Source organism: Actinomadura sp. WMMB 499 (genome assembly GCF_008824145.1).
Classification (GTDB): domain Bacteria; phylum Actinomycetota; class Actinomycetes; order Streptosporangiales; family Streptosporangiaceae; genus Spirillospora.
Window position 1 is genome coordinate 1,910,353 of record NZ_CP044407.1, and the last position, 26,528, is coordinate 1,936,880.

General features: G+C 75.3%; 24 protein-coding genes. 13 read left to right on the top strand and 11 right to left on the bottom strand.

Features of this window, described 5'->3' with window-relative positions:
* Positions 1-11: 11 nt before the first annotated feature.
* Genes selD through selA form a run of 3 tightly spaced genes read right to left on the bottom strand, consistent with a single transcriptional unit; the run spans position 12 to position 4,248 of the window.
* On the bottom strand, positions 12-1,025 hold the full coding sequence (selD, locus tag F7P10_RS08375; RefSeq protein ID WP_151008830.1) for a selenide, water dikinase SelD: 1,014 nt from the start codon (positions 1,023-1,025) through the stop codon (positions 12-14).
* Entirely contained in the window at positions 1,022-2,869 is a 1,848-nt protein-coding gene (locus F7P10_RS08380) for a SelB C-terminal domain-containing protein (protein WP_254716483.1), read from the bottom strand. Before F7P10_RS08380 ends, selD begins: the two co-directional genes overlap by 4 nt.
* Before the next feature lie 2 nt (positions 2,870-2,871).
* Positions 2,872-4,248, bottom strand: coding sequence for an L-seryl-tRNA(Sec) selenium transferase (gene selA / locus F7P10_RS08385; protein WP_151008831.1), 1,377 nt, complete (start codon positions 4,246-4,248; stop codon positions 2,872-2,874).
* A 240-nt stretch (positions 4,249-4,488) separates the two neighbouring features.
* On the opposite strand from selA, the gene F7P10_RS44070 reads away from it, so the two are divergent.
* Together F7P10_RS44070 and F7P10_RS44075 are read left to right on the top strand one after the other, a co-directional pair.
* Positions 4,489-5,061, top strand: coding sequence for a hypothetical protein (locus tag F7P10_RS44070; protein WP_254716484.1), 573 nt, complete (start codon positions 4,489-4,491; stop codon positions 5,059-5,061).
* Entirely contained in the window at positions 5,058-5,717 is a 660-nt protein-coding gene (locus tag F7P10_RS44075) for a helix-turn-helix domain-containing protein (protein WP_254716485.1), read from the top strand. Before F7P10_RS44070 ends, F7P10_RS44075 begins: the two co-directional genes overlap by 4 nt.
* A 4-nt stretch (positions 5,718-5,721) precedes the next feature.
* On the opposite strand, the gene F7P10_RS08395 is transcribed toward F7P10_RS44075, so the two are convergent.
* The 4 genes from F7P10_RS08395 to F7P10_RS44085 form a co-directional block, all read right to left on the bottom strand.
* A complete protein-coding gene (locus F7P10_RS08395; RefSeq protein WP_151008832.1) occupies positions 5,722-7,497 on the bottom strand; it encodes a fatty acyl-AMP ligase in 1,776 nt (591 codons plus the stop codon).
* Positions 7,494-8,453 carry an acyl-CoA desaturase gene (locus F7P10_RS08400; RefSeq protein WP_151008833.1) on the bottom strand — a complete coding sequence of 320 codons (960 nt, stop codon included), beginning with the start codon at positions 8,451-8,453 and terminating at the stop codon, positions 7,494-7,496. The genes F7P10_RS08395 and F7P10_RS08400 overlap by 4 nt, the downstream gene beginning before the upstream one ends.
* 75 nt (positions 8,454-8,528) lie before the next feature.
* Entirely contained in the window at positions 8,529-9,200 is a 672-nt protein-coding gene (locus tag F7P10_RS44080) for a lipase family protein (protein WP_254716741.1), read from the bottom strand.
* Complete coding sequence (locus F7P10_RS44085; RefSeq protein ID WP_254716877.1) at positions 9,083-9,394, bottom strand: hypothetical protein; 312 nt, start codon at positions 9,392-9,394, stop codon at positions 9,083-9,085. The genes F7P10_RS44080 and F7P10_RS44085 overlap by 118 nt, the downstream gene beginning before the upstream one ends.
* A gap of 66 nt (positions 9,395-9,460) precedes the next feature.
* On the opposite strand from F7P10_RS44085, the gene F7P10_RS44090 reads away from it, so the two are divergent.
* Positions 9,461-9,682, top strand: coding sequence for a hypothetical protein (locus F7P10_RS44090; protein WP_254716486.1), 222 nt, complete (start codon positions 9,461-9,463; stop codon positions 9,680-9,682).
* 507 nt (positions 9,683-10,189) lie between these two features.
* Here F7P10_RS44090 and F7P10_RS08410 read toward each other — a convergent pair.
* On the bottom strand, positions 10,190-10,939 hold the full coding sequence (locus F7P10_RS08410; protein WP_151008834.1) for a hypothetical protein: 750 nt from the start codon (positions 10,937-10,939) through the stop codon (positions 10,190-10,192).
* A 239-nt stretch (positions 10,940-11,178) separates the two neighbouring features.
* Between F7P10_RS08410 and F7P10_RS08415 the strand changes: the two genes are divergently transcribed.
* Positions 11,179-12,558 (top strand): hypothetical protein, encoded by a 1,380-nt coding sequence (locus tag F7P10_RS08415; protein WP_151008835.1) that lies wholly within the window; start codon positions 11,179-11,181, stop codon positions 12,556-12,558.
* Between the two features lie 4 nt (positions 12,559-12,562).
* Here F7P10_RS08415 and F7P10_RS08420 read toward each other — a convergent pair whose 3' ends face one another.
* Positions 12,563-13,363 carry an IPT/TIG domain-containing protein gene (locus F7P10_RS08420; protein ID WP_151008836.1) on the bottom strand — a complete coding sequence of 267 codons (801 nt, stop codon included), beginning with the start codon at positions 13,361-13,363 and terminating at the stop codon, positions 12,563-12,565.
* Positions 13,364-13,532: 169 nt separating this feature from the next.
* Between F7P10_RS08420 and F7P10_RS08425 the strand changes: the two genes are divergently transcribed.
* The 7 genes from F7P10_RS08425 (at position 13,533) to F7P10_RS08455 (ending at position 21,955) form a co-directional block, all read left to right on the top strand.
* Positions 13,533-15,242, top strand: coding sequence for an ExeM/NucH family extracellular endonuclease (locus F7P10_RS08425; RefSeq protein WP_151008837.1), 1,710 nt, complete (start codon positions 13,533-13,535; stop codon positions 15,240-15,242).
* Between the two features lie 106 nt (positions 15,243-15,348).
* Complete coding sequence (locus tag F7P10_RS08430; protein ID WP_151008838.1) at positions 15,349-15,627, top strand: hypothetical protein; 279 nt, start codon at positions 15,349-15,351, stop codon at positions 15,625-15,627.
* Positions 15,628-15,677: 50 nt separating this feature from the next.
* A complete protein-coding gene (locus F7P10_RS08435) occupies positions 15,678-16,655 on the top strand; it encodes an LLM class flavin-dependent oxidoreductase (protein WP_254716487.1) in 978 nt (325 codons plus the stop codon).
* A gap of 48 nt (positions 16,656-16,703) precedes the next feature.
* Positions 16,704-17,699, top strand: a complete 996-nt coding sequence (locus tag F7P10_RS08440; protein ID WP_151008840.1) for a hypothetical protein — start codon at positions 16,704-16,706, stop codon at positions 17,697-17,699.
* Between the two features lie 31 nt (positions 17,700-17,730).
* The gene (locus F7P10_RS08445) at positions 17,731-18,735 is read left to right on the top strand and encodes a hypothetical protein (RefSeq protein ID WP_151008841.1); all 1,005 of its coding nucleotides are present in this window, start codon (positions 17,731-17,733) and stop codon (positions 18,733-18,735) included.
* A 252-nt stretch (positions 18,736-18,987) separates the two neighbouring features.
* Positions 18,988-20,523 (top strand): PucR family transcriptional regulator, encoded by a 1,536-nt coding sequence (locus F7P10_RS08450; RefSeq protein ID WP_151008842.1) that lies wholly within the window; start codon positions 18,988-18,990, stop codon positions 20,521-20,523.
* Between the two features lie 4 nt (positions 20,524-20,527).
* On the top strand, positions 20,528-21,955 hold the full coding sequence (locus F7P10_RS08455; protein WP_151008843.1) for an aldehyde dehydrogenase family protein: 1,428 nt from the start codon (positions 20,528-20,530) through the stop codon (positions 21,953-21,955).
* A gap of 37 nt (positions 21,956-21,992) precedes the next feature.
* Here the strand turns inward: F7P10_RS08455 and F7P10_RS08460 are convergent, their stop codons facing one another.
* Positions 21,993-23,036: an alpha/beta hydrolase gene (locus tag F7P10_RS08460; protein WP_151008844.1), complete on the bottom strand. Its 1,044-nt coding sequence runs from the start codon at positions 23,034-23,036 to the stop codon at positions 21,993-21,995.
* 120 nt (positions 23,037-23,156) lie between these two features.
* Between F7P10_RS08460 and F7P10_RS42105 the strand changes: the two genes are divergently transcribed.
* Positions 23,157-25,283 (top strand): hypothetical protein, encoded by a 2,127-nt coding sequence (locus F7P10_RS42105; RefSeq protein ID WP_176611356.1) that lies wholly within the window; start codon positions 23,157-23,159, stop codon positions 25,281-25,283.
* 66 nt (positions 25,284-25,349) lie between these two features.
* Positions 25,350-26,276, top strand: coding sequence for a hypothetical protein (locus F7P10_RS08470; protein WP_151008845.1), 927 nt, complete (start codon positions 25,350-25,352; stop codon positions 26,274-26,276).
* Here the strand turns inward: F7P10_RS08470 and F7P10_RS08475 are convergent.
* Positions 26,269-26,514, bottom strand: coding sequence for a hypothetical protein (locus F7P10_RS08475; RefSeq protein ID WP_151008846.1), 246 nt, complete (start codon positions 26,512-26,514; stop codon positions 26,269-26,271). The genes F7P10_RS08470 and F7P10_RS08475 overlap by 8 nt on opposite strands.
* Positions 26,515-26,528 lie beyond the last annotated feature (14 nt).

Sequence of the window (26,528 nt, forward strand, 5' to 3'; positions counted from 1 at the left end):
GGCGCCGGGGATCAGCGGACGACGACCGCCGGGCCGGCCGCCGGGACCAGCTCGCCGACGACCGGGTGCCCCGGGACCTCCCCGGCGACGAGGAGGCCCCCGGAGGTCTGCGCGTCGGCCAGCAGGAGCCGGGTCTCCTCCCCGGCGGCACCGAAGTCGGTGTGCGGGGCGGCCCAGTCGAGGTTGCGGCGGGTGCCGCCGCTGACGAACCCGTCCCGGACGGCTTCGCGGGCGCCGTCCAGGTACGGGACGGCCGCGGCGTCCACGACCGCGGTGACGCCGGACGCCCGCGCCAGCTTGAGCAGGTGGCCGAGCAGGCCGAAGCCGGTGATGTCGGTGGCGCAGCGGGCGCCCGCGTCGAGGGCGGCCGCCGAGGCGTCCCGGTTCAGCGCCGTCATCACCGCGACGGCCTGCGGGAACACCGCGCCGGTCGCCTTGTGCCGGTTGTTCAGGACGCCGACGCCGAGCGGCTTGGTGAGCGTGAGCGGCAGCCCGGCGGCGCCGGTGTCGTTGCGCAGCAGCCGGTCCGGGTCGGCGACGCCGGTCACCGCCATGCCGTACTTGGGTTCGGGGTCGTCGACGCTGTGCCCGCCGCCGACGTGGCAGCCCGCGAGCGCGGCGACGTCGGCGCCGCCGCGCAGCACCTCCTTCGCGAGGCCGAACGGCAGCACGTCCCGGGGCCACCCCAGCAGGTTGACGGCGACGAGCGGCCGCCCGCCGACCGCGTACACGTCCGAGAGCGCGTTCGCGGCGGCGATGCGCCCCCAGTCGTACGGGTCGTCCACGACGGGGGTGAAGAAGTCGGCGGTGGCGACGACCGCGTCCGGGGAGCCGGGCATCCGGACGACCGCGGCGTCGTCGCCGGTGTCGAGCCCGACGAGCAGTTCCGCGGCCGGGTCGCGGGGCGCGGCGGTGAGCCCGGCGACGACGTCCTCCAGCTCGCCGGGCGGGATCTTGCAGGCGCAGCCGCCGCCGTGCGCGTACCGCGTGAGGCGTTCGGCGGGGGCGGTCGTGCCTTCGGTCATGCGGTACCTCCGGGTTCGCGGCAGCGTCGGCGCAGGTCGTCCACGCGGACCGTGTAGCCGCGGGCGTCCAGGTGCTCCAGCAGCGGGACGGCCGTCCGGCGGGTGGTGCCGAGGGCGCGGCGGGCCTCGGCGAGGGTGAACGGCGGGTCGAGTTCGGCGAGCCGCGCGGCGGCGCGGGCGTCGTCGCCGGGCAGCAGGACGACGCCGTCGCCGATCCGCAGCAGGACGCCCGCGGCGGCGGCCGCGGCGAGCAGCTTCGGGGTGAGGCCGAGCTCGGCGAGCCGGCCGGCGTCGGGCGCGCGGAACGGCGCGGCGGCGAGGTCGCGGCGGATCGCCTCGACGGCCTCGCGCACGTGTCCGGGCAGCTCGGGGGCGGTGTCCCGCCCGTAGAGGCGGCCGTCGCGGTACCGCAGGGGGGTGCCGCCCGCGGCGGGGGCGGCGAGCGCCTCGACGAGCGCGCGGTCGGGCAGGCCGAGGGCTCGGCGGGCGGCCTCCGCCGGCAGGCCGGGGTCGGCGGGGTCGCGGCGGGCGCGGTCCTCGACGGCCGCGACGAGGCGGCGCCGCAGCTCGGCCCAGTGGCCGGGGTCGGCGAGCCAGTCCCCGGCGACGGGATCGCCGGGCGGCGGGACGCCCATCGCGACGAGGTCCGCGCGCCGCACCAGCTTGCGGCGGCGCAGTTCGGCGGCACCGTCCGGCCGCCCGGTGAGCGAGGCCAGCTCGCGGGCGCGCGCGGCCGCCGCGCCGCGCCGGTCGAACGGGGGCGGGCGGACGTCCAGGATCGTGATCCCGGCGGCGACGCGGTGCCGGCCGGGGTCGCGCAGCAGCGCGACGTCGCCGACGCGCAGCGGCAGCGCGCGCCGCAGTTTCAGCCGCGCGGTGCCGGCACCGAGCGGCCGGACGTGCACGGGCACGGCCGCCGACCCGGCGTGCAGGGTGAGCCGGGCGGGCGGCTCGTCGGCCGGGTCGCCGCGCAGCCGCACGTCGACGACGTCCGCGGTGCGCCACCGGCCCGGGGTGAGCAGCGCCTCGCCCCGCCCGATCTCCCCGTCGCCGTGCAGGTTGACGGCGACGCGGGCGACGGCCGCCACCTCGCGCCGGTCCTCCTTGAGGCACTGCAGGCCCCGCACGCGGAACGTGCCGCCGTCCGGCGCCGCGAGCCGGTCGCCGACGCGGACGGTGCCCGCGCCGAGGGTGCCGGTCACCACGGTGCCGCGGCCCCGCACGGTGAACACCCGGTCGGTCCACAGCCGCACGTCGGCGTCCGGGTCCGGGGCCGGGAGCCCGGCGGTGAGCTTGCCGAGGGCCGCCCGCAGCCCGTCGAGGCCCGCCCCGGTCGCGGCGCTGACCTCGACGGCCTCGACGTCCCCGGCGGACGTCGCGGCGATGCGGGCCAGCGCGTCCGCGCGGGTCCGCCGGATCGTCGCGGCGTCGGCGAGGTCGCAGCGGGTGACGGCGAGCAGCGCGTGCCGCACGCCGAGCGCGTCCAGCACGGCCAGGTGCTCGTCCGACTGCCGCTGCCAGCCCTGGTCCGCCGCGACGACGAACAGGACGGCGGGGACGGGCCCGACCCCGGCGAGCATCGTGGTGACGAGCCGCTCGTGCCCCGGCACGTCGACGAACGCGATGGCGTCGCCGTCCGGCGCGGCCGTCCAGGCGAACCCCAGCTCGATCGTCAGGCCGCGCCGCCGTTCCTCGTCCAGCCGGTCGGGCTCCATCCCGGTGAGCGCCCGCACCAGCGCCGACTTCCCGTGGTCGACGTGCCCGGCGGTCGCGACGACGTGCATGTTCCCCGTGCGCGTCTTCGCCGTGTGCGTCTTTTCCGTGCGCGTCTGTTCCGTGTGCATGCTCACCGTCCGTCCGCATGTCGATCCGCCTGTCGGTCCGCAAGTCCGTCCGCCCGCGCGGCGGCCCGGACGGCCGCGGCGAGCGCGGGGTCGTCGCCCGGCGGGACGGCGCGCAGGTCGAGCAGGCAGCGGCCGTTCTCGACCCGGCCCAGCACGGCCGGGTCGCCGCGCCGGAGCCGGGCGGCGCACCGCTCGGGCAGCGACACGGCGGCGCTCGGCAGCACCACGCCGGGCGCGCCGCCGCCGCCGACCGCGGCCTCGCTCCAGGCGGCGGCCGCGTCGACACCCTGCCCGGTCAGCGCGGCGGCGAGCTTCTCGGCGCGTTCCCGCAGCTCGGACGCGTCCGCGTGCAGGGCCTCGGCCGTGGGGGGCGCGGGGCCGCGCAGGGTGGCCTCCAGCGCGGCGAGGGTCATCTTCCCGACGCGCAGCGCGCGGGCGAGGGGGTGCCGGGCGAGCGTGCGCACGAGGTCGGCGCGGCCCAGGACGAGCCCGCACTGCGGGCCGCCGAGGAGCTTGTCGCCGCTCGCGGTGACGAGGCCCGCGCCCGCCGCGAGCGCCGTCCGCGCGTCCGGTTCGTCCGGCAGCAGCGGTTCGGGTTCGAGCAGGCCGGAGCCGATGTCGGCGACGACGGGCACGCCGAGCCCGGCCAGTTCGGCGATGCCCGCGGAGCGGGTGAAGCCGGTGATCCGGAAGTTCGACGGGTGGACCTTGAGGATGAACCCGGTGGCGGGGCCGACGGCCGCCGCGTAGTCGTCCGGGGAGGTGCGGTTGGTCGTGCCGACCTCGCGCAGCCGGGCGCCCGTCGCCGCGAGCAGCTCGGGGATGCGGAAGCCGTCGCCGATCTCGACGAGTTCGCCGCGGCCGATGACGATCTCCCGGTTCCCGGCGAGCGCGGTCGCGGCGAGGACGAGCGCGGCGGCACCGTTGCCGACGACGTGCGCGGCCTCGGCGCCGGGCACCCGCTCGCGGAGCGCGTCGAGCGCCGACCGGCCCCGCCGGGCGCGGGCGCCGGTGGCGAGGTCGAGTTCGACGTCGGTGGCCCCGGACGCGGCGGCCACGGCGGCGCGCGCGGCGTCCGACAGCGGTGCCCGGCCGAGGTTGGTGTGCAGCAGGACACCGGTCGCGTTGATCACCGGCCGGAGCCCGCACGCGGTGGGCGGGAGCGTCGCGGCGGCCTCGTCGGGGACCGCGCCGGGCGGGATCTCGCCGCCGCGGGCGCGCCGCTGGGCGGCGACGACGGCGGCCTTCACCGGTCCGCGCCCGAGGCGGCGCGCGGCGGCGGCGAGCCGCGGGTCGGCGAGCACCGCGTCCGTCCGGGGGATGCGCCGCCGCTCGTCCCGCGGGGCGTGCCGCTCGTCCGGCGGGCCCTCGTGCCGCATGCGGGGATCCTCCTTCACCGGCCCGTCCATTACCCGTGATCTTGACGGGCAAACAAGCCGAGACGAGTCTCCGTTTTCTGTACATAACCCCCAAAGATGTCCCGGATCATGTTTCCGCGTGGTGAAAAACGCTCTCAACCGGAGCAAGGCGCCGCAACTGTTGTCATCGCGATGAGTGTCGCCCGTGACACACCGTGCCTAGCCTGGCGGCCCGGGTTTGCGTTCACGGAGGTGACACCTGTGACCGAGCTTGCCGCACGGCCCGCCGACGAGCTGTCGGCCCAGCCCTGGCGCGACGTTCCGCGAGAGGAGGCGGACTGGATCCGCCCCCACCTGCCCGCGCTGCGCGACGCCATGGTCGAGAGCATCCTGCGGCACGTCCCCGAGTACGCCCGGCCGGACGACCCCGTCTACCGGGAGGTCATCCGGGACACCACGGCGCGCGGGATGGAGCACTTCGTCCGCCTCATCGCCGACCCCGACGCGTCATGGAAGGAGATGCACCAGCTCTACTTCGACATCGGGTACGGGGAGGCCGTCGAGGGGCGCGGCCTGGAGCACTTCCAGAACGCGCTGCGCATCGCGTCGCGCACGGGCTGGCGGTACCTGGCGCGGGAGGCCGACCGATTGCGAAAGCCGCGCGAGCTGGCGATCCGGCTGACCGAGGCGAACTTCGCCTACCTCGACCTGCTGGCGTCCGCCGCCGCGCAGGGGTACGCGCGGGCGCGGGAGAAGGCGGCGGGCGAGCGGGAGCAGCGCCGGGGCCGGCTGCTGAGCCTGCTGCTGTCGGACCCGCCTACCCCCGCGAAGTGATCGTCGAGCAGGCGGCGCTGGCGGCGTGGCCGCTGCCCGAGCGGATCGCGGTGCTCGTGCTGGACGTCCGTCCGGGCGTGGGCGGCGAGGGACCGCGCGGGCTGCCGCCCGCCCTGCTCTCCGGCCTGGACCGGGGCCGGCCCTGCCTCGTCGTCCCCGACCCGGACCGGCCCGGCGGCACCGACCGGCTCACCGCCACGCTGCGCGGCTGGACGGGCGCGGCCGGGCCGTCGGTGCCGCTCGAGCAGGCCGGGGTCTCGCTGCACTGGGCGCACCGCACCCTCGACCTCGTCCCGGATTGCCCGAAGGCGCGGGACGGGCGGCTGCTGCACGCCGACCGGCACCTGCCCGAGCTGCTGCTCCAGGAGGGCCGGACGCTCGCGGAGGCGGCGGCCCGGCGGCGGCTCGCGCCGCTGGCCGACGCCGGGCCGCACCGCGGCGCCCGGCTCGCGCGCACCCTGCTCGAATGCCTCAAGCACGGGTTCAACGCGACCGACGCCGCCGACGCGCTGCAGGTGCACCCGCAGACCGTCCGGTACCGGATGGCGCAGCTCCACACCATGTTCGACTTCGACATCGAGGACCCGGAGCTGCGGCTGGAGCTGATGCTGCTGCTCCCCGTCTGGCTGCTGGGCGCGGACGGCGAGCGCGAGTGAACCGTCAGCCGGTCCCGGTCCCGGTCCCGGTGCCGGTGCCGGTGCCGGTGCGCGGGAGCGTCCCGTCCAGGTAGGCGGCCCGGCACGCCGCGCGGGCGATCTTGCCGCTGCTGGTGCGGAGCAGGCCGCCCGGCTCGATCAGGACGAAGTCGTGCACGCGCAGGTCGTGCTCCTGCTTCACCGCGGTCCGGACGGCCCGCGCGACCTCGTCGGCGTCCAGCAGGGCGATCGGCACGCGCCGGTTCCGCTCCGCGATGACGACCAGGCCCTCGGTGTCGCCGGTGTCGACCGCGACGGCGCACGTGTACTCGCGGCGGATCGCCTCGTGCGCGTTCGACACCGTGTACTCGACGTCCTGCGGGTAGTGGTTGCGGCCGTCGACGATGACGAGGTCCTTGATGCGGCCGGTGACGAACAGCTCGCCGCCGTGCAGGACCCCGAGGTCGCCGGTGCGCAGCCACGGGCCGCGCGGCACGTCCCCGATCGTCCCGGACAGCTCGGCCTCGAAGGTCTCCCTCGTCGCCTCCGGACGCCCCCAGTACCCGGCGGCGACGTTCGGGCCGTGCACCCAGATCTCGCCGACCGTCCCGTCCGGCTGCCGGACACCGGTCTCGGCGTCGGCGATCACCACGTGCTGCCCGTAGGAGGTGCCGCAGGCCAGGAGCCGGATCGCGCCCTCGGCGCCGGCCGCGCACGGCTCGGCGACGCCGCGCCGCAGCGCCTCGTGGTCGAACGCCGTGCGCGTCGGCTCGTGGAACCGGGACGAGGCCGACACGTACACGGTCGCCTCGGCGAGGCCGTAGGCGCACACCTGCGCCTCCTTGCGCAGCCCGCAGTCCTTGAACGCCTCGTAGAACCCGGTGAGCGTGCTCTCCCGGATCGGCTCCGCGCCGTTCATGAACACCTGCACGCCGCCGAGGTCGAGCTTCTCCTTCTCCTCCGCCGTCACCTGGGCGGTGAGGTACTCGTAGGCGAAGTTGGGGCCGCCGGTGAACGCGTGTTCCTGCGCGCTCAGCAGTTCCAGCCAGCGGACGGGCCGCATGATGAACGCGACCGGGTCCATGATGACGCCCGGGTTGCCGTACACCAGCGGCAGCGCGACCGTGGTCACCAGGCCCATGTCGTGGAACACCGGCAGCCAGTTCACTCCGGTCGACTCGCGCGGGATCCCCTCGAACGTCCGCCAGAGCTGCTCGGCGTTCGTCGCGAAGTTCCCGTGCGTGATCATCACCCCGGCGGGGGTGCGGGTCGACCCCGACGTGTACTGCAGGTACGCGACGTCGCCGGGGTCGATCGGCTCGGGCGTCCAGTCGAGCGAGGTGTCGACCTCGTCGGCGACGACGATCTCGGCGGGGCGCACGCCGTCGCCGTCCAGGAACGCCCGGACGGCGGGCAGCGCGGCGCTCGTGGTGACGACGACGTCGGGTTCGGCGTCGTCGTAGACGGCGCGGAGCCGGTCGCCGTGGCCGGGCAGGTCGGGCGAGAACAGCGGGACGCCGACCACCCGGGCGTACATCGCGCCGAGGAAACCGGCGACGTAGTGGTGGTCCTGCGGGGCGAGGAGCGCGACGCGGCGTCCGGGTTCGGCGGCCCGCCGGATGGCGGCGGCGAGCGCGCGCGCCCGCCGGTCCAGCTCGCCCCAGGTGAGGTGGGTCGCGACGCCGTCCGGGTCGGACATGTAGTCCATGAACGTGTACGCGCGGTCGTCGGGGAAGTCCTTGGCGAACCGGGCGAGCCGCTCGATCAGCGGCGTCCGGTCGAGCGCGGGGAGGTCCGTCATGTCGAGGCTCCTTCGGTGACGCGGCGGGCGGCGAGGCGGTCGTGGTCGGGCCAGCGCACGTCCCAGACCCAGCCGAGCCGTTCGAAGATCCAGATCACCCGGGCGCTGATGTCGAGCTGGCCCTTCAGCACGCCGTGCCGGGCGCACGTCGGGTCCGCGTGGTGCAGGTTGTGCCACGACTCGCCGAACGACGGGATCGCCAGCCACCACACGTTGCGCGCCTTGTCCCGGGTCTTGAAGTCCGTCCTGCCGAACACGTGGCAGATGGAGTTGATGGAGAACGTGATGTGGTCGCCCGCGAACACGCGCAGCAGCCCGGCCCAGAACGTCGCGGTGATCGCGCCGTGCCACGACCAGGTGAGCAGGCCGCCGAGCGCGAACGGCACCGCGAACGTCGACAGGCAGATCAGGGCGTACACGGGGTCGAGGGACAGGAAGCGGATGTCCTTGTCCTTCAGCAGGTCCGGGCAGTACTTACTGCGGGACGTGCGGTCTTTGCTGAACAGCCAGCCCATGTGCGCGTGGTAAAGGCCCTTGGTGAGCCCCCAGACGCCGGGTCCGTACAGCCACGGCGAGTGGGGGTCGCCTTCCTGGTCGGCGTACTTGTGGTGGCGCCGGTGGTCGGCGACCCACCGGACCACCGACCCCTGCATCGCCTGGCCGCCCAGGACGGCGAGGGCGATTCGCAGCCACCGCTTGGCCTTGAACCCGCCGTGCGTGAAGTGGCGGTGGTAGCCGACCGTCACGCCGATCGCGTTCAGCGGGTACAGGAAGGCGAAGATGGCGACGTCCGTCCAGCCGATCCCCCAGCCCCACAGGAACGGGACCGCCCCCAGCACCCCGGCGATCGGCCCGATCACGAACACCGCGATCGCGATCCGCTCCGGCCACGGGACGGTCCCGGAAATGTCGGGCGGCGGGGTTCGGTTGCCGGCCTCGGCGACACCCGCGGTCATCAGGACTCCTTCGCACTGGATGGATCCCCGGAGACCGGGCCGCCGGTCGTGCGGCGGCCCGGTCTCCGGGACGGATCAGCAGTTGCCCTCGGCGGGCTTGCCCTCGAAACGGTCGTCCAGGAAGTTCGTCACGTCCCGGGCGGCGAGCCAGTCGGTCGACAGGTGCTCGGCCGGGTAGGTGTTCTTCCAGGTCGTGTTGATGCCGGCGTCGCAGTAGCGCTGCCGCGTGGCGTCCTCGGTCTCGTGCGGGATGATCTCCTCGAGCCAGCCGCGGTACTGGAACACCGGGAAGCCGATCTCGTACCGGGCCCCCGAGCCCGCGGTGCCGATGCCGGTGCCGAGCCGCTGCCGGTCGACGATCTCGCCCCAGGTGACCCCGCCCGGCCCCCGCAGCGCGTAGATCTCCTCGAGCGACAGGCCGTCGGTGGAGAAGTTCTCGACGCGCGCGCCGAGGAACACGGCGAGCGTCCCGAACAGGCAGTGCGACTCGACGTCCCGGATCGCCTTCTCGCCGTTATCGTTCATGAGCTCGTCGAACGGCATCTCCGGGTACGCCGCGTTCAGGCCGACGAGCGCGTCCGCGAGGAACCCGGCGAACAGGCTGCCGTTGAGCGCCTTCGCGGTGACCTTCAGGTCGCCCGGGACGCCGCCGGCCGCCGCCCCCACGACGTCCAGCTCCGGCGCGTAGGACGCGGCGAGCTGCGCGCCCCACAGCGACGCGGCGCCGCCCTCGGAGTAGCCCGAGATCCCGACCTTCCCGTCGGCCGCCAGGCCGCCGCCGGGATCTGCCGCGACGCCCGCACGATGTCGAGCAGCGCGTGCCCCGCGTTCGCGCCGACCATGTACGTGTGGACCTGCCCGTCCAGGTACCCGGCGCCGTCCGTCGCGGCGACCGCGTGGCCCTCCCGCAGGAACAGCGACAGGTTCCCGCCCTCGTACATGTCGACGTACTCGCCCGCGAGCTGCCTGGAGAACGCGCACTGCGGGCCGGACCCAGGGTGCCGGGGTTGAACGCGACCGTCGGGCGCGAACCGCCCTTCGTCCACGCCGCCTCGGGGACCGCGACGGTCCCGGTGACGACGTTCGCGTTCCCCTTGGCGTCCGTCGAGACGTACCGGACCTTCCACGCCTTCATCGGGACGTCGCCGGGGATGTTCGACAGCACCGCCTCCCGGCACGCCAGCAGGTCGCCCGGATCCCCCTGGACCGTGGACGGCGGCGCGGCGTAGATCTCCTCGTCGGTGGCGGCGCATCCGGCGGGGGCGGCCACCGCGGCGGGCGCCGCGACCGCGCCGGGCACCGCCAGCGCGGCGGCGCCGAGCACCGCGGTGGTGAACAGGGTCCGTAGTCGCATCCTCACTCCAGGGGGTGGGCCGGAAAGTGAATGCTGCCGACTGTGTCCCACGGGGCCCGCGAGGAAAATGAAGTTCTCTCACATGGTCGGGGGCCGCCCTTAGCAACCGACTCAATAAAGCGGGAGCGCTCCCCGCCGCACGCAGGACACTCCCGGACCGCTCCCGGCCAGGTGCGCGTCAGAGATCTCGCGGGGATCTTCTACCGTCGGCGCGCTGCCGCCCTTCGCTTCAGGGCGGGGGCGGGTCCCGGTGAAGCGGGAAGCCATGGAGGTGCCGCACCGGCACAAGGCCCGGCACAGGCCGACTCCCCGGCATGCACGCATGCCGGGGAGCGGGTCGATCGGGCCGCGTTCGCCGCCGCCGCGGCGGCGGTCCGGCCGGTCAGCCGCGGCGGGGGCGCTCGCGGGACGGGCCGGGCTGCTCGGGACCGGGGTGGTCGGGGCCCGGCTCGCGGCGGCGCTCGTGCAGGTCGGGGTCGGACGCGCGGACGACCGGACGGTCGGCGCGCGCGGCGTCCGGACGGGCCTCGCCGGAGTCGCCCGTCTCGCCGGGCTCGCCCGCCTCCTCGGGGAGGAGGCCGGAGGTCTCGAGATACTCGCGCCCGCGCGGCGTGATCTCCCACGAGTTGCGGCGCCACTCCTTGCGGCGCCACACGACGCCGGCCGACAGCAGCTTGCGGCCGACGCGGCTGATCTCGGTCTCGTCGGTGCCGAGTTCGGTGGCGAGCTGCTGGTTCGACAGGCCGCGGCGGCGGCAGACGGCGACGAGGAAGCGGGCCGCGTGCCCGTCGGGCTGCAGGGCGAGCTGCAGGCCGGAGGGGAGCCGTCGCAGCGCCCAGTGCACGACGTCGATCAGGCCGAGGATCCGGCCGCGCTGCTCCCGCTGGGGGCCGTCGAGCGCGTCGACGTCGAGGTAGTGCCGGTGCAGCCACTGGAGGCCGTCCTGCACCTCGACGAGCGCGGGCTCGTCGGCGGTCAGCGAAGCGTCGGTGATCAGCATGCCGAGCGCGCTGAAGTGCCCGTCGCTGATGATCTTGGCGTGTTCCATCGTCTCGATGAGACGCCTGGCCTCGGTGCGGCGGTCGCGGGCGCGCCCGGTCGGCGGGGAGGTCGGCTCTGCCCTCAGATTCACGGCTGCTCCTGGGTCGACGAAGTGGCCGTACCCCCCAAGAGTGCGTCGTTGCCAAGTGATTGTCAAGTGAAGTGTGTATCCGATGCCACGGAACGGGTGTGCCCCTCCGGTTAGCATCGAGTTACCGCCAGATGTCCCCGCTCGTTGATTTCCCCCGGAGGGTGCTCATGCAGGATCAGTTGGGGGCTCCCGCCTACCCGGCCGCACCAGCTGATCTCTTCGTCAGGCTCTACGATTCGATGTCCGACGACGTCTTCCAGGACTGGACGGCCACCCGCTGGTACGACGATCCAGAGGTGCAGGCCGCCGCCGGCGCCGTCGCCGAGACCGTCCTGCAAGACGGAGAGTTCGATCCGGACGAGACCGAACGGATCGTGCGGGAGCAGGGCGATCGCGGACGGTTCGTGCTGCTGCTCGGGCTCGACGCGGCGCTCGCCCACGCCAGCCCCTACTCGCCGTACTACGACGCGCCCGCGCTGGCCGGGACGCTGGTCAACTACCTGACCGAGGGAAAGTTCAACGGCCCCGAGACCCAGGGCGCCCTGCTCCCCCGGTGCGCGTTCCCCGGACGGCCGCGCGGGCGGAGCACGAAACCGGAGTTCTTCGGCGTGCACCGGGTCACCAAGGCCGAGTGGGACAGGGTCGACCACTCGATCCTGCCGGCGGTGCACGACCCGCACTTCAGCCGGGACGAGCCCGTCGCGGTGGGGTGCGCTCCGGTGCTGGAGACGTTCGACGACGTGGAGTTCACGTTCGAGGAGCAGTCCGGCATGACCGTGTACCGCCTCCGCCCGATGGACACCGCGGGGATCCGCAGCCGGATCAAGACGATCATCCGGCGGCTGGACGAGTCGGGGGCGCGGCTCGCGGTGATGCCGGAGTCGTCGCTGTCGGACGCGCTGCTGGAGCACTGGAAGGAGGTCGCGTTCGACACGGCAGGGCGCGACCGGGAGCGCCACCCGCTGCGGTTCCTGCTGGTCGGGACGGGGCCGCTCGGCGCCGACGACCCGCCGCCGAACCGCGCGGTGCTGATCGACCGGTGGACGGGCCGGGAACTGCTCGTCCAGGACAAGCTGTCCGGTTTCACCCTGGACGCGGCGCAGATGCGGCTGTGGCGGCTGCCGGACGCGCCGGCGGACGGGACGGCCGAGGAGTACTCGCGGCCGGGCTCGAAGGTCGGCGTGCTCGACTCCTCCCTCGGCCGGCTGGCGGTGCTGATCTGCGAGGACCTCAGCCGGTCGATCGGCTGGGAGCGGGAGCTGCTGGCCTGCGGGATCTCGCACCTGCTCGTCCCGATCTTCTCCAAGCCGATCCTGCGGTTCCGGTGGGAGCAGCAGGGCGCGGAGCGGCAGGTCACCGGGCTCGGCACCTGGGTGACGGTGGCCAACAGCCTCGCGGTCGGCGCCGGGATCCCGGACGACGAGCTGCCGGGCCCCCGCTACACGTGCCTGGTCGCGGGCCCGGCGAGCCTGGCGCGGACGGCGTACGCGACCGAGCTGCAGTTCGGCGCGGCCGGGACGGGCGCCGAGCTGGGGCGCCTGCAGACGTCGGCGCTCCCCCGCGTGCTGCCCGGCGCGGCGTACGAGGCGTGGCACGCCCACTGGCCGAACGGTAAATGAATCGTCACTCGACGGTGAAGGGGATTGTGGCGGGCCCGGCAGGGGTCAGGATCGTCAGCGGCCCGGACGCCCCCGGCGGGACGACCATGCGCACGCGCACGTCCGTGACGTCGGCGACGGCGGCCTCGGCGGAGCCGAACCGCGCGGCGGTGGCCCCGGCGAGGCCCGTCCCGTGGACGGTGACGGGCGCACCGACCGGCGCGGACGCGGGCTCGACGGAGGTGATCTCCGGGGCGAGGGCCTGGTCGCGGCCCGCCGGTGCGGGCGCCAGCAGGGTCGCGAAGACGCCGCGCAGCTTCTCGGCGGTCTCCCGCGAGAACAGCCCGACGAGCGCGGCGATCGCCGTGACGCCGTAGGGATTGATGTCGGTGGCGCCGCCGGTGGGCGAGGTCAGCCCGCCGCGCAGCACGAGGTAGACGACGAGCCCGAGCAGCGCCCCGACGAGCGGGAGCGTCAGGTACATCATCAGCCAGCTGCGGCGCAGGGCGCGGTTCCCGACGTACCAGTACAGCGAGCGGAGGGAGTGCACGATCGCGCCGAGCGCCCCGGCGGCCAGGACGACGACGAACAGGCACGTCTCCCGCGGCACGCTGGGCGACCAGCCGAACAGGTGGACGGTCGCCGTGTCGGCGGGCAGCCGCGTCCGTCCGTCCGGGGACACGCTCGGGGAGGGCGGCCACGCCTGCACGAGGACGACCAGCAGCACGGCGGTCAGCAGGAGCAGGACGATCGAGGCGGCGACGATGTCGCGGGTGCGGGCGTAGCGCGCTCCGGGGGACGTGCCGACCGGCGGCGGCTCGGCCACGGCGCTCCTCTCACAGGGGGCTCGACGGGGGTCTCGGCCGGGTATCGGCCGCGGGCCGGGCGGCGTTTCTCCTCACCTACCCCACCAATCACGGCATTCCATTACAAGTTGGTGGAGCGTTAACGAACCCGTCCCCACCGGGCGGCGGGCCCGCCTTACGCTCCCGCCCATGCGCCGATCAGCAGCAGCACGCCCGGCGGCGGCCCTCGCCGCCGCCGCCGTGACGGCCGGTCTCCTCACCGGCATCGCACCGGCCGCCGCGGCGGCCCCGGCCTGTGCCGTCCCCGCCGACCACGAGATCGCCGAGGTGCAGGGCACCGGCGACGCCTCGCCGGTCGCGGGCCGCACCGTCCGCGTCGAGGGCGTCGTCACCGCCGACTTCCAGCGGTCCGACCAGCTCCGCGGCTTCTTCGTCCAGGACCCGACGCCCGACGACGACCCGCGCACCTCCGACGGGATCTTCGTGTACTCGACGCGGGACGTGGACGTCCGCGACCGGGTGCTCGTCACCGGCACGGCCGTCGAGTACCACGGCCTCACCGAGCTGTCGCCGGTGTCGGCCGTGGACGTCTGCGGGACCGCCCCCGCGATCGCGCCGGACAACGTGCGGCTGCCGCTGGAGGACGGCGCGACGCGGGAGCGGTTCGAGGGCGTCCTGCTGCGGTTCCGCGGGGAGATGGTCGCGAGCGAGACCTACGACCTCGGCCGGTACGGGGAGATCACCCTCGCCGAGGGGAGCCGGCTGTTCCAGCCGACCGACGGGCACGACGACTCGTCGCGGGCGGAGAACGAGGCCCGCCGGCTGCTCGTCGACGACGCGTCGAACGTCCAGAACCCGGACGCGATCCCCTACACCGGGGACGGCCGCGTCGTCCGGCTCGGCGACGTGACCGAGGGGCTGACGGGCGTCCTGTCGTACGGGTTCGACTCCTACCGGCTGCAGCCGACCCGCAGCCCGCACTTCGCCCGCGCCAACCCGCGCCCGGACCGGCCCGCGCCGGTGGGCGGCGACGTGCGCGTCGCGAGCTTCAACACGCTGAACTGGTTCACCACCCTCGACCGGCGCGGCGCGAACAGCGTCGCCGAGCGCGACCGGCAGCTCGCCAAGCTCGTCGCGGCGCTCCGCGGGCTGGACGCCGACGTCGTCGGGCTCATGGAGGTCGAGAACAACGGCGACACCGCGCTGAAGGCCCTGGTCGACGCGCTGAACGCCGCGTCCGGCCGCAGTTACGCGTGGACCGCCCACCCGTACCCCGGCACGGACGAGATCAAGGTCGCGTTCGTCTACGACGAGACGGCCGTGACGCCGGTCGGCGCGCCGCGCTCGGCGCGGGACGAGGTGTTCGACCGTCCGCCGCTCGCGCAGACGTTCCGCCCGGCGGCGGGCGGGGCGGCGTTCACCGCGATCGTGAACCACTTCAAGTCCAAGGGCTGCGGCGGCGCGTCCGGGCCGGACGCCGACCAGGGCGACGGGCAGGGCTGCTACAACGCGCGCCGGGTGGAGCAGGCGACGGCGATCGCCGCCATGGCGCGGACCGTCGAGAACCCGCTCGTGCTGGGCGACCTGAACGCCTACGCCGCCGAGGACCCGGTCGAGGTGCTCGAGGACGCCGGCCTGACCAGCCAGACGAAGCGGTTCGTCGACGACGAGGACCGGCACAGCTACGTCTACATGGGCCTGTCCGGCGAGCTGGACCACATGCTGGCGGCCCCGGCGCTGTCGCGGCGCGTGACCGGCGCGACGATCTGGCACGTCAACAGCGACGAGCCCCGCTTCCTCGACTACAACACCGAGTACAACCCGGCGGAGTTCTACGCGCCGGACGCGTTCCGCTCGTCCGACCACGACCCGCTCCTGATCGGGCTCGACCTGCGCTGAGCGCGGCCGCGGAAGGGGCCGGACGCGCGAGGCGCCCGGCCCCTTTCCCGTCTCGCCATTCGGACGTACGCTTTCCGAATCGCTTTCTAGTGATGGGACGCGCGCCATGTCCGAAGCAGCTCCCCGCCTCGCGTTCGGCATCGGCCCCGACGGCACCTACACCCGCCTCGGGCAGACGATCGCCTTCGTGCTCGGCCTCCTGACGATGTTCGCCTTCCTCCCCCTGCTCTTCGTCGCCGCCCTCCTCTACGCCCGCGCCGAGGAACGGTTCCCGAACGACCCCGAGCGGGCGCGCACGCTCGTGACCTGGTCGTGGATCAGCATCGTTGTGCCCGTGGCGGTCGCCGCCGTCGCCGCCGTGATCGTGGCGGTCGTCACGGCGTAGCGGGAAGACGCGGGCCGCCGGGCGGGTTGTCACTGTTCATGACCGTCCGCTTGTCTGTTCTCGATCTCGCTCCCGTCGTCAGCGGCTCCACCTCCGGCGAGGCGCTGCGCAACACCCTCGACCTGGCCCGGCACGCCGAACGGCTCGGCTTCCACCGGTACTGGCTGGCCGAGCACCACGCGATGCCCGGCATCGCGAGTTCGGCGACGGCCGTGCTGATCGGGCAGGTCGCGGCGGCGACGTCGGCGATGCGCGTCGGCTCGGGCGGCATCATGCTGCCCAACCACGCGCCGATGGTGGTGGCGGAGCAGTTCGGCACCCTCGAGGCCCTCTTCCCCGGCCGCATCGACCTCGGCCTCGGCCGCGCCCCCGGAACCGACCAGGCGACCGCCCGCGCCCTGCGCCGCTCCCCCGGCTCCCTCTCGGTGGACGACTTCCCCGAGCAGGTCGTCGAGCTGCGGGACTACTTCGGGGAGAAGAGCACGGTGACGCCGGCGGCCGGGAACGAGCCGCCGATCTGGCTGCTGGGCTCCAGCGGCTACAGCGCCAAGCTCGCGGGCCTGCTGGGCCTGCCGTTCGCGTTCGCGCACCACTTCAGCGCCGAGAACACGATGCCCGCGCTGGCCCTGTACCGCGACTCGTTCCGTCCCGGGGCGATCGAGGAGCCGTACTCGATGATCGGCGTCGCCGTGACGGCGGCCGACTCGGACGAGCGGGCCGCCGAGCTCGCGGCGCCGCAGGCGCTGTCGTTCCTGCGGCTGCGGCAGGGCGCGCCGGGCCCGCTGCCGAGCCCCGAGGAGACCGCCGCCCACCCGTACACGCCGATGGAGCGGCAGATCATCGAGTCGCGGCTGCACGACCAGGTCATCGGCGGCCCGGAGACGGTGAAGCGGCGGCTGGACGAGCTGATCGAGCGGACGGGCGTCCAGGAGGCCATGGTCATGACGCAGGTGTTCGACCACGCCGACCGGCTGAAGTCCTACGACATCCTCGCCGACCTGTACGGCCCCTCACTCGAAGCGCGCTGACCCGGGGCGGTCGACCGGCCGGGGGCGAGCCGTCTAGTTTGATCACCTATGGCCGAGAACGCACCCGCCGCGCGCGGGCCGGTGACCGTCGACGTCGCGGACGCCCAGGCCCGCCAGATGATCGTCGGGATGGCGGTGGCGGGGGCCTTCGGCGTGGTCGCGGTCGCCGCCGCGATCACCGGGGACGTGGTCGGCGGTACGGGCGTCCGGGTGGCGGCGTTCCTGATCGGCCTCGTGTTCACGCTGATCGGCGTCCTGCCGCTGCTGATGTGGCGGGTGGCGTTCCGGCGCCGCCGCCTCGTGCTCGACGCCGGAGGGATCCGCTGGGACGACCCCGACGGGAGTCCGTGGTCGGTGCGGTGGCCGGAGCTGTCCCGGGTCGAACTCGCCGCCCGGGAACCGGACACCGGCGGGCCGAGGATGTCGGCCGCGGTGCACCTCCTGCTGTACCCGGCGGGGCCGGAGTTCCGCGACGCCCACCCGGAGATGCGGCACCTGGCCGTCGCGAGAGCCGGGGCACCGGACGGCGCCTACCTGCTGCCCTTCGGCCACGCCCACCGCGTCGTCGGCCCGATCGACGACGGGCTGACCGCGTTCGCGCCCGGCCTCTACCGCACCCCGGGCACGTGGGTCCCCGTGCCCGGCCGTCCCCGCGCGGTCGTGGCGAGCGTGGCGCTCCTCGGGGCCTGCTGGCTCGCCGCGGTCGTCCCCGCCGTTCTGAACGCGGGGGCGTCGGGGAAAACGGTCGCGACGGTGGCGTTCTGGACGGCCGCCGTCGCGCTGTGGCTCGCACGCATCTGGCTGGGCGGCCCGCTGGCCACCGGGCAGATGGCCAGGTTCGCACCGACCCTCGGCGCCGTCCTCTTCCTGGGCATCCTCCTCATCGCCGCGGCCGGGTACAGCGGCGGGCACCCGCCCGACCCGAGCGAGGACTGGGTGCTGCTGCTCCTCTTGCTGCCCGGCGCCGCGGTGTTCACCGCCGGACGGCTGCTCGCCCGCGACGACGTCCGGGCGTGGTCCAGGGCCCGCGGCCAGGGCCGCTGACGGCCGCACCCGATCCCGCTACTTTGTCCGCATGGACGGTGATGCGGCGGGCCCCGGAACGGCGGTGACCGTGGACGTCGGCCGCGTCCAGGGCGGCCAGATCGTCCTCGGAAGCGGCGTGGCGGGAGTGCTCGGAGCGGCCTCGATCGTCGCCGCGATCACCGGGCACGTCGACGGCGGCACCGGCGTCCGGGTGGTCGTGTTCGTGGTGGGCATCCCGTTCGCCCTGGTCGGGATCCTGCCGCTGCTGATGTGGCGGGCGGCGTTCCGGCGCCGCCGCCTCGTCCTCGACGCCGAAGGGATCCGCTGGGACGACCCCGGCGGGCTCCCCTGGACGGTGCGGTGGCCCGAGCTGGCCGAGGTCGCGTTCGTGTACGGGCCGGCGCACACCGGCGGCCCCGGACCGGACCCCTCGATCGAGCTGCTGCTCCGCCCCGCGGACCCGGACGGCGTCCTTCCGGGGATGATGCATCTGGCCGCGGAGACCCCGGACGGGGAGGCCGTGTACCGGCTGCCGTTCGGGCACGCCCGCGGGGTCGCCGGCCCGATCGACCGGGGACTGGCCGCCTTCGCCCCCGGCATCTACCGGCGGCACGGGCCCGAGATCCCGCCCGCCCGCAGCCGCCCGCGGGCCGTGGTGGCGAGCGTCGGGCTCCTCTCGCTCTACTGGGCCGCCGCCCTGGCCGCCGCCATCGGCGCGGGCGCCGTCGCCGCGGACGGCCGGCACGCCGTCTTCGGCACGGCGATGACCGCCTTCTGGACGGCGGTCGTCGCGCTGTGGCTGCGGCGCGTCTGGACGGGCGGCCCGGTGGCCGTCGGGATCACGGCCCGGCTCGCCACCGTGATGGGCGTGCTGTTCCTGGGCGGAACGGCCCTGCTCGGGCTCATCGCCTTCGAAGTCCTGCGGCAGGACGGTCTCATCGGGTTCTGGGTGGTCCTGCCGGGCTTGCTGGGCGGTGCGGCCATGCTCGCGGCCGGACGGCTGCTCTTGCGCGACGACGTCCTGGAGTGGGTCGCGGAGCGCGGCGCGGGCTGACGCGAGCGGAGGCCGCCGGCCCGCCCAAGCCGAGGCCGGCGGCCTGCGCCGTTCGGCCCGGAGGCGGCCCAGCTCTCCGGGGCACGGCTGCTCACGTGCCGAAACTAGGCTCCGACCGCACCTAGGATGAACGTACGGGACGGCGAATCCCGCCGCCCCGGTTGGACACCGTGCACATTGAACCGTGCGCCTTGAGCACGTCGCACATTGAGCACGGTGCGCGCCGACCGTCCGTGAGCCGCAGGGAGCACGATGCCGCCCAGCCTGTCCGCCGTGGCCGCGCTCCCGCAGCTCGGGCTGACGTCCCCGACCGGCCCGCCGCCGGACACCCCGGTCCTGTGGGTCGCGGTCAGCGAGCTGGAGGACCCGACGCCCTACCTGGAGGGCGGCGAGCTGGTGCTCACCACGGGCATGCGGATCACCGCCGGGAACGCGGCGGGCTACGTCGCGCGGCTGGTGGAGCGCGGCGTCGCCGGGCTCGGCTTCGGTGTCGGCGTCATCCATCCGGCGATCCCGGACGAACTCCTCACCGCCGCCCGCGCGCAGGGTCTGGTGCTGCTGGAGGTCCCCCGCCCCGTCCCGTTCATCGCGATCGGCAAAGCCGTCTCCCGGATGCTGGCCGCCGAGTGGTACGAGGACGTCACCCGCGCCTACCAGGCGCAGCGGGAGCTGACCCGCGCCGCGCTCGCCGGCCCCGGACGGCTCGTGACGCGGCTCGCGCGGCTGCTCGGCGGCTGGGCGCTGCTGCTCGACGCCGCCGGGGACGTCCGGCACGCCGAGCCGACGCGCGCCCGCGCGCACGCGGACGCGCTGGCGCCCGAGCTGGCGCGGCTGCGCCGCCGTTCCCCGTCGCCCGGCGGGACGCCGGAGGCGGCGAGCCTGGCGCTGTCGCTGCCCGGCGAGCACATCGCGGTGCAGCGGATCGGGCTCGGCGGGCGGCCGCGCGGGTTCCTCGCCGTCGGGACCGGCGAGCCGCTGCCGCCGACCGCGCACACCATCGTCGGCGCGGCCGTCGCGCTGCTCACGCTGCAGTCGGAGACCCCGCGCACCGCCCGGGACCTGCGGTCGGCGCTGGCCGCGGTGCTGCTCGACCGGCCCGCCGGGGGCCCGGCCGGCGGGTCGGCGCTGCCGCGCGGGCCGGTGCGGGTGCTGGCGTGCGCGCCCGGCAAGGGCGGGACGGGGGCGGTGCTGGACGCGCTGGAGTCCGACCCGGCGGGCGAGCGGTGCCTGCCGCTGCCCGCGGGCCGGCGCGTCGCGATCATCGTGCCGGACGGGCTCGCCGAGACCGTCGTGTCGCTGCTGGCGGGCGTCGGGCCGGTCGGCGTCAGCGCCCCGGCGGGGGCGGAGGGCGTCCCGCCCGCGCCCGGCGCGCTCGCACCGGCGCTGCGGCGGGCCGAGGAGGCGCTGTCGGCGGCGGTCCGCGCGGACCTGCCCGTCCTGCACCACGCGGACCTGCCGGGCCAGGGCGTCCTCGGGGTGCTCGACCCGGAGGCGGCGCGGGCCTTCGCGGACGCGCTGCTCGCGCCGCTGCGCGCCGAACGCCTGGACGGCTCGGTGCGCGCGTACGTCCAGGCGAACGGGCAGGGCGAGACGGCCGCGCGGGCGCTCGGCGTCCACCGGCACACGCTCCGGACGCGGATGCGCAAGGCGGCCGAGATCCTCGGCCGTGACCCGGACGACCCGGCCGTCCGCGCCGAGCTGTGGGTGGCGTTCGCCGTCGCGGCCAACGAGGGCGACCGGATTCGCCATGTCGGAGACTCCACTCCGGAGCCTCCGGAGATAGCGTGAACGCATGAACGTGACCCCATTCTGGCTGGCCGGTCGGCCCGAGACCGGCGACGGTGAACTGACCGTCACGCACCCCTACGACGGACGTGTCGTCGGGACCGTCGCGGTGCCGACCCCCGCGCAGGTGGAGGAGGCCGTCGCGGCGGCCGACGCGGTCCGCGCGGACGCGGCGGCGCTGCCGCTGCACGTCCGCGCCGAGGCGCTCGCGCACGTGTCCGCCCGGCTCGCCGAGCGGGCCGAGGAGATCGCCCGGCTGATCACCGGCGAGAACGGCAAGCCGCTGCTGTGGTCGCGCGGCGAGGTCGCCCGCGCGGTGTCCACGTTCCGGTTCGCCGCCGAGGAGGCGCGCCGCTTCAGCGCGACCACCCAGCGGCTCGACACCGACCCCGCCGCCGAGGGCCGGATGGCCTACATCACGCGCGTCCCCAAGGGCCCGGTGCTCGGCATCTCCCCGTTCAACTTCCCGCTCAACCTGTCCGCCCACAAGATCGCTCCCGCGATCGCGGCGGGCACCCCGATCGTGCTCAAGCCCGCCCCCGCCACCCCGCTGTCGGCGCTGCTGCTCGGCGAGCTGCTCGCCGAGACCGACCTGCCCGCCGGCATGTGGTCGGTGCTGACGGTGCCGAACGACCGCGCGTCCGACCTCGTCGACGATCCGCGGCTGCCGATCGTGTCGTTCACCGGGTCCGTCCCGGTCGGCTGGGCGATCAACGACCGCGCGCCGCGCAAGCACGTCACGCTGGAGCTCGGCGGGAACGGCGCGGCGGTCGTGCTGCCGGACGCCGACCTCGACTGGGCCGCCAAGCGGATCGGGCTGTTCGCCAACTACCAGGCCGGGCAGAGCTGCATCGCCGTGCAGCGCGTCTACGTGGACCGCTCCGTCTACGACGACTTCCTGCCGAAGCTCGTGGAGAACGTCGAGAGCCTCGTCACCGGCGACCCGTGGGACGACAAGACGCAGGTCGGGCCGCTGGTGAACGAGGAGGCCGCCGAGCGCGTCGAGGCGTGGGTGGACGAGGCCGTCGCGGCGGGCGCGAAGGTGCTCGCGGGCGGCACCCGGGAGGGCGCCGCGTACGCGCCGACGCTCCTCGCGGACGTCCCGGACGACGCCAAGGTCGCCCGCGAGGAGGTGTTCGGCCCCGTCATGCTGATCCAGCCGGTGGACGGCGTGGACGACGCGTTCGAACGGGTCAACGACTCCAAGTTCGGCCTGCAGGCGGGCATCTTCACCCGGAACCTCGACGTCGCGTTCCGCGCGCACCGCGAGCTGGAGGTCGGCGGCGTCGTCATCGGGGACGTCCCGTCCTACCGGGCCGACCAGATGCCCTACGGGGGCGTGAAGGACTCCGGCGTCGGCCGCGAGGGGCTGCGGTCGGCGATGGAGGACTACACGCAGGAGAAGGTGATGGTCTTCACCGGCCTGCCGCTCTGACAGGTCCGTCGCGTTCCCGGTCCGGGCCCGGTCTCCGTCAGCGGAGCCGGGCCCGCGCCATGCCGGTGCGCAGCGCCCCGGCGGCCTCGGCCATCGCCTCGCGGAAGCGCCCGCCGAGGCCCCACATGTTCGCGAAGCCGTGGATGAGGTCCTCCTGCCGCCGCAGCGCGACCGGCACCCCGGCGCCCGCGAGCCGCTTCGCGAACTCCTCCCCCTCGTCCCGGAGCGGGTCGAACCCGGCGGTGACGAGGTAGGTCGGCGGGAACCCGGCGACGTCGGCGGCCAGCAGCGGCGACGCGTCCGGCTCGGTGCGGCGCTTCTCGTCGGGGCAGTAGTGGTCGCTGAACCAGACCATGTCGGCGTCGGTGAGGAAGAACCCCTCGGCGAACAGCTCCCGCGACCGCCGCCGGACCGACATGTCCGTCGCCGGGTAGAACAGCAGCGCGAAGTCCGGGCGGCGCTCGGCGCGCAGGCCGACGACCGCCGCGAGGTTCCCGCCCGCGCTGTCGCCGCCGACGGCGAGCGCGTCCGGGTCGGCGCCCAGCTCGGCCGCGTGCGCCGCCGCGTACGCCCACGCCTCGAGGGCGTCCTCCGCCGCCGCCGGGTACGGGTGCTCGGGCGCCAGCCGGTAGCCCACCGACAGGACCCGCACCTCGGCGTTCACCGCGAGGTACCGGCACACCGGGTCGTGGGTGTCGAGGTCGCCGATGACCCAGCCGCCGCCGTGGTAGAAGACCAGCAGCGGCGATCCCTCCGCCAGCCCGGCCGGGGTGTACAGCCGCGCCGGGACGTCCCCGGCGGCGACGTCGCGCGTCCGCACCGGCCGCGGCGGCTTCCCGGAGATCAGGTGGCTCGAGCGCTCCATCGCCCGCCTGGCGTCCGCGGGCCGCCCGCCGCCCAGGCTGCGCTGCTCCAGCCGCGACAGCGACAGCAGGAGCTGCGCGTCGAGCGCCAGCAGCTGCCCGTCCCGGCGGACCGGCGCCCCCGCGAGCACCCGCCGGATCGGGTCGGGCAGCGCGAACATCCCGCGCAGCATCCCGCCGACGACCGTGGGCGGGACGAGTTCGGACAAGCCAGGCATCCGTACCTCCAGGGGGTCGACCGTCCGCCGATCGTAACGACGCGGCGTACCGGCGGGTAGGGGGGATCGGGACACATCGCCCATGGCTCTCCGGACCGGGCCCCGGATACCGTACGGATCATGCGATCGGGACGGGCCGGACGGCTGCTGCGGCGTGCCGCCCGGGACGGTTACCGGGGGCGGGCCTGGGAGCGTCTGCTGGCGGCGGGCGCGGACGGCGACCGGGCCGTCGTCGACGCGCTGTGGGGTGCCTGGTTCGACGGCGATCCCCGCGAGGAACTGCTGGCCGCGCTGCTGTCCTGGGGACGTCCGATGTCCGGCTCCCGGCACCGGCTGAGCCGGACGCTCCTGGAGGACGACGCCGCCCTGTCCGGCAGGCGCCGCAACCTGCTGATCGAGGTCGCGCTCGTCTCGGACCACCCGATGGGGACGCTCGCCCGCGACCGGATCGCCCGCACGTCCGAGCCGTCCCTGCTGCGCGAGGCCATCGGCACCGCGCTCGCCGCCGGCGGCGGGCGTCGCCTCGCCGCCGTCCTCGCGGACCGCGACGACCTCCCGAACGCCCCGGTCCTGCTCGCCGAACTGTTCCTCGTCACCGGACGCTTCGACCGGTACCGCGCCCTCGATCCGGACGGTTCGCTGCTCGCGACGGCCTACGAGGGCGCCGGCCCGGACCGCCGGGAGCGGATGCGGGAGGCGATGCCGCGCGCGGGAGACCTCGACGTCGTCCGCGTCGTCGCCGCCCGCGACCGCGTCGCCGACCTCGACGTCGACCGGCGCCGCGACCTCGCCCACGCGCTCATCGGCACCCGGCAGTGGGAGCAGGCGTGGCGGCTGGCCCGGCGCCTCCCGCTCGCCGACGCCGCTCGCATCGTCCGCGAACTTCCGGGCGACCCGCGATCCGGCGGGACCGGCGACGCGTTCCGCGCGCGGCTGCGCGCCGCCCCGCGGGACCTGGACGCACTCCTCGCCGCCCTCGAGGACATCGCCGTCCTGAAGGTCCTGACGCAGCCCGGTCCCGCGCTGGCGGGAGCGTTCTCCCCCGACGGGCGCACCATGGCCGTCGTCTGCGCGAAGCGGATCCCCCGGCGGGGGACCGCCACCGAGGGCCACGCCGTCCTCCTCGTGGACGCGCTCGACGGGTCGGTGCTCTGCACGTGGGACTCCGACTTCGGCCGCGGCACCCCGGACGTGCGGATGACGACCCGGGGCATCGCCGTCCGGCACCCGGACGAGCTGACGATCTCGTGGTTCGGCCTCGCCGGGCAGCCGGAGCGCCGCATGCCGCAGGAGCGCCGGACCACCCGCCTGGCGCGCGTCCCCGGCGGCCTGGTCGCGGTCGAGGCGGCTCCGGGGACCGGGATCCGGCTGCGGCGGCTGACCGAGGACGGGCGCGCCGCGCCGGGCGGGCCGCCGATCGGCACCGGCGCCCCGTTCCTCGCGGGCCTCGCCGGGCCGCCGCCCGGCACCCGCGATCCGCGCCCGCCCTTCGAGGTCTTCGAGGACGCGGCGACCGGCCGCATCGCGTTCCGCCACCGCGACTCGGGCGTCCGCGCCGTCGTCGACGGCTCGACCGGGCACGTCCTGGCCGACTCCCGGGTCCGGGACGACACGCTCCCCGCACCGGACGGCTACGCCGCGGCGGGCGTCGTCGGCGGCTGCTTCACGGGCCCGGACCGGATCGTCACCGGCAGGGGCCTGTACCGCCTCACCGAGGACGGCGGCTTCACCGAGCTGGCGTTCGTGCCGCCGGGCATCGGGGAGACCGGCTTTTTCTACGATCCGGTGTTCGTTCCGGCCTGGCGGGAACTGGCCGGTCTGTCCACGGCGGCGCCCGACCTCTTCTCGCCGGGCAATGTCGCGTACCGCAGCGCCGAGACGCTCGAACTGCGGCCCGGCCCGCACCCGGTGATCGCCGTCCATCGGGACGGGCTGTGGTCCACCCCCGCCGGCGACGTGTTCGCGATCGGCAGCCACGGCGGCCTGGTCGGCGCCGCCACCGTCATCCGGCCGGAGGCCGGCCTCGTGCGGGAGCTGGCCCGGCGCCCGCTCGACGAGCTGGCCCCGGCCGACCTTCGCGTCCTCGCCGATCTCCGCCGCCACGGCGACCGCCCGCCCATCCTCCAGCGGGCCGTCGACCTGCTGCACGACGTCCTGGCGGCCTCCCCGATCGGCCTGGACGTCGAGCTCGGCACGGAGACCGCGCCCATGGCCGGGCCGGACGACATCGCGCTGGGCGCGCCATGAACCCGCCCTGGCCGCGCCGTGAACCCGCGCTAGGCGCGCGGCCCGTGCCCCCTACGCTCACGGTTCATGGGTTACGACACGAGCTACCACCCCGTCGACATGGCGCTCGTCGAGAGCCGGCTGCTGCCGTACCTCGCCGGTCACGGGAGCGACGACGGCATCGACGATCTCGTCGGCCGGGCCGTCGAGATCCGCAAGACGCGCTTCCGCGCCAAGGCGTGGGCGCTCGGCGTGCTCCAGGCGACCCGCGGTCTCGACGGCGTCGCGTTCGACCCGGCGCTGCACGTGTGGGGTCGCCCGTTCTTCATCGTCGGCGACGGGGTCGCCGAGGACGTCCGGCGGTACCTGGCGACGCCGAGCGGCGAGGTCGACGCGCTCGCGCGGGAGATGATCGACCGGATCGACCCGGCGCTGACGGCGCGCGTCACGCCCGACGCCGGCGGGCGGCTGCCGGACGACGAGCGGCTCGCCGAGGGCATGACCACCGCCCTGCGGATCCTGCGCGGCGCGGCGGTCGCCCTGCGCGAGGGGAGGCGGACCGTCCGCCACCCGGACGGGCGGGAGTTCGACGCGGCCGAGATCCTGGCGAGCGAGGTGCCGTTCAACCTGCTGACGTTCACCGCCGCGCTGCTGCCGGGCTGGATGTCGCGCGGCCGCACCTGGCCCACCGCGCTCTGCGCCGACGCGGGGGTCGCGGACGAGGGCTTCACCGGCCCGGCGGCGCTCACCGGGCTGCTCCGCGAGGAGTTCCCCGGCCTGGACTGGCCGGTCCCGGCCGGCACCATCACCGCCAACTACACGGTCGGCGGCCTGGTCCCGGCGCCCGCGGTCGCCGGGACCCGCGCGCACCTCGCCCGGCACCGGGACGCCTTCGACCGCGATCCGTCCGACCTGCGGAAGATCGACGAGGCGATGGGCGTCGCCGCGGCGTTCGGCGCCGCGTTCTGCGAGGCGACCGAGATCTACAGCGGCATGGAGGGCGACCTCAACTGAGCCTCCGCGCGGCGGGCGACGGCGGGCGGGCGGGCTCGCCGGCGCGGCGGTCCGCCGGGGCGCCCGCCCGCCCCCAGCGGGTCCGGCCGCCCGGTTTCACGACCGAGAGCACGACGGCCGTCCACAGCAGCGCCGTGTAGGCGAGCATGCAGCAGACGAGGACGACGCCGGGCCCGCCGGGGTCGCCCGCCGGGTCGAGCGTGCGGTGCTCCAGCTCCTCGATCCAGCCGCTCTGCACCGTCGCGACGACCG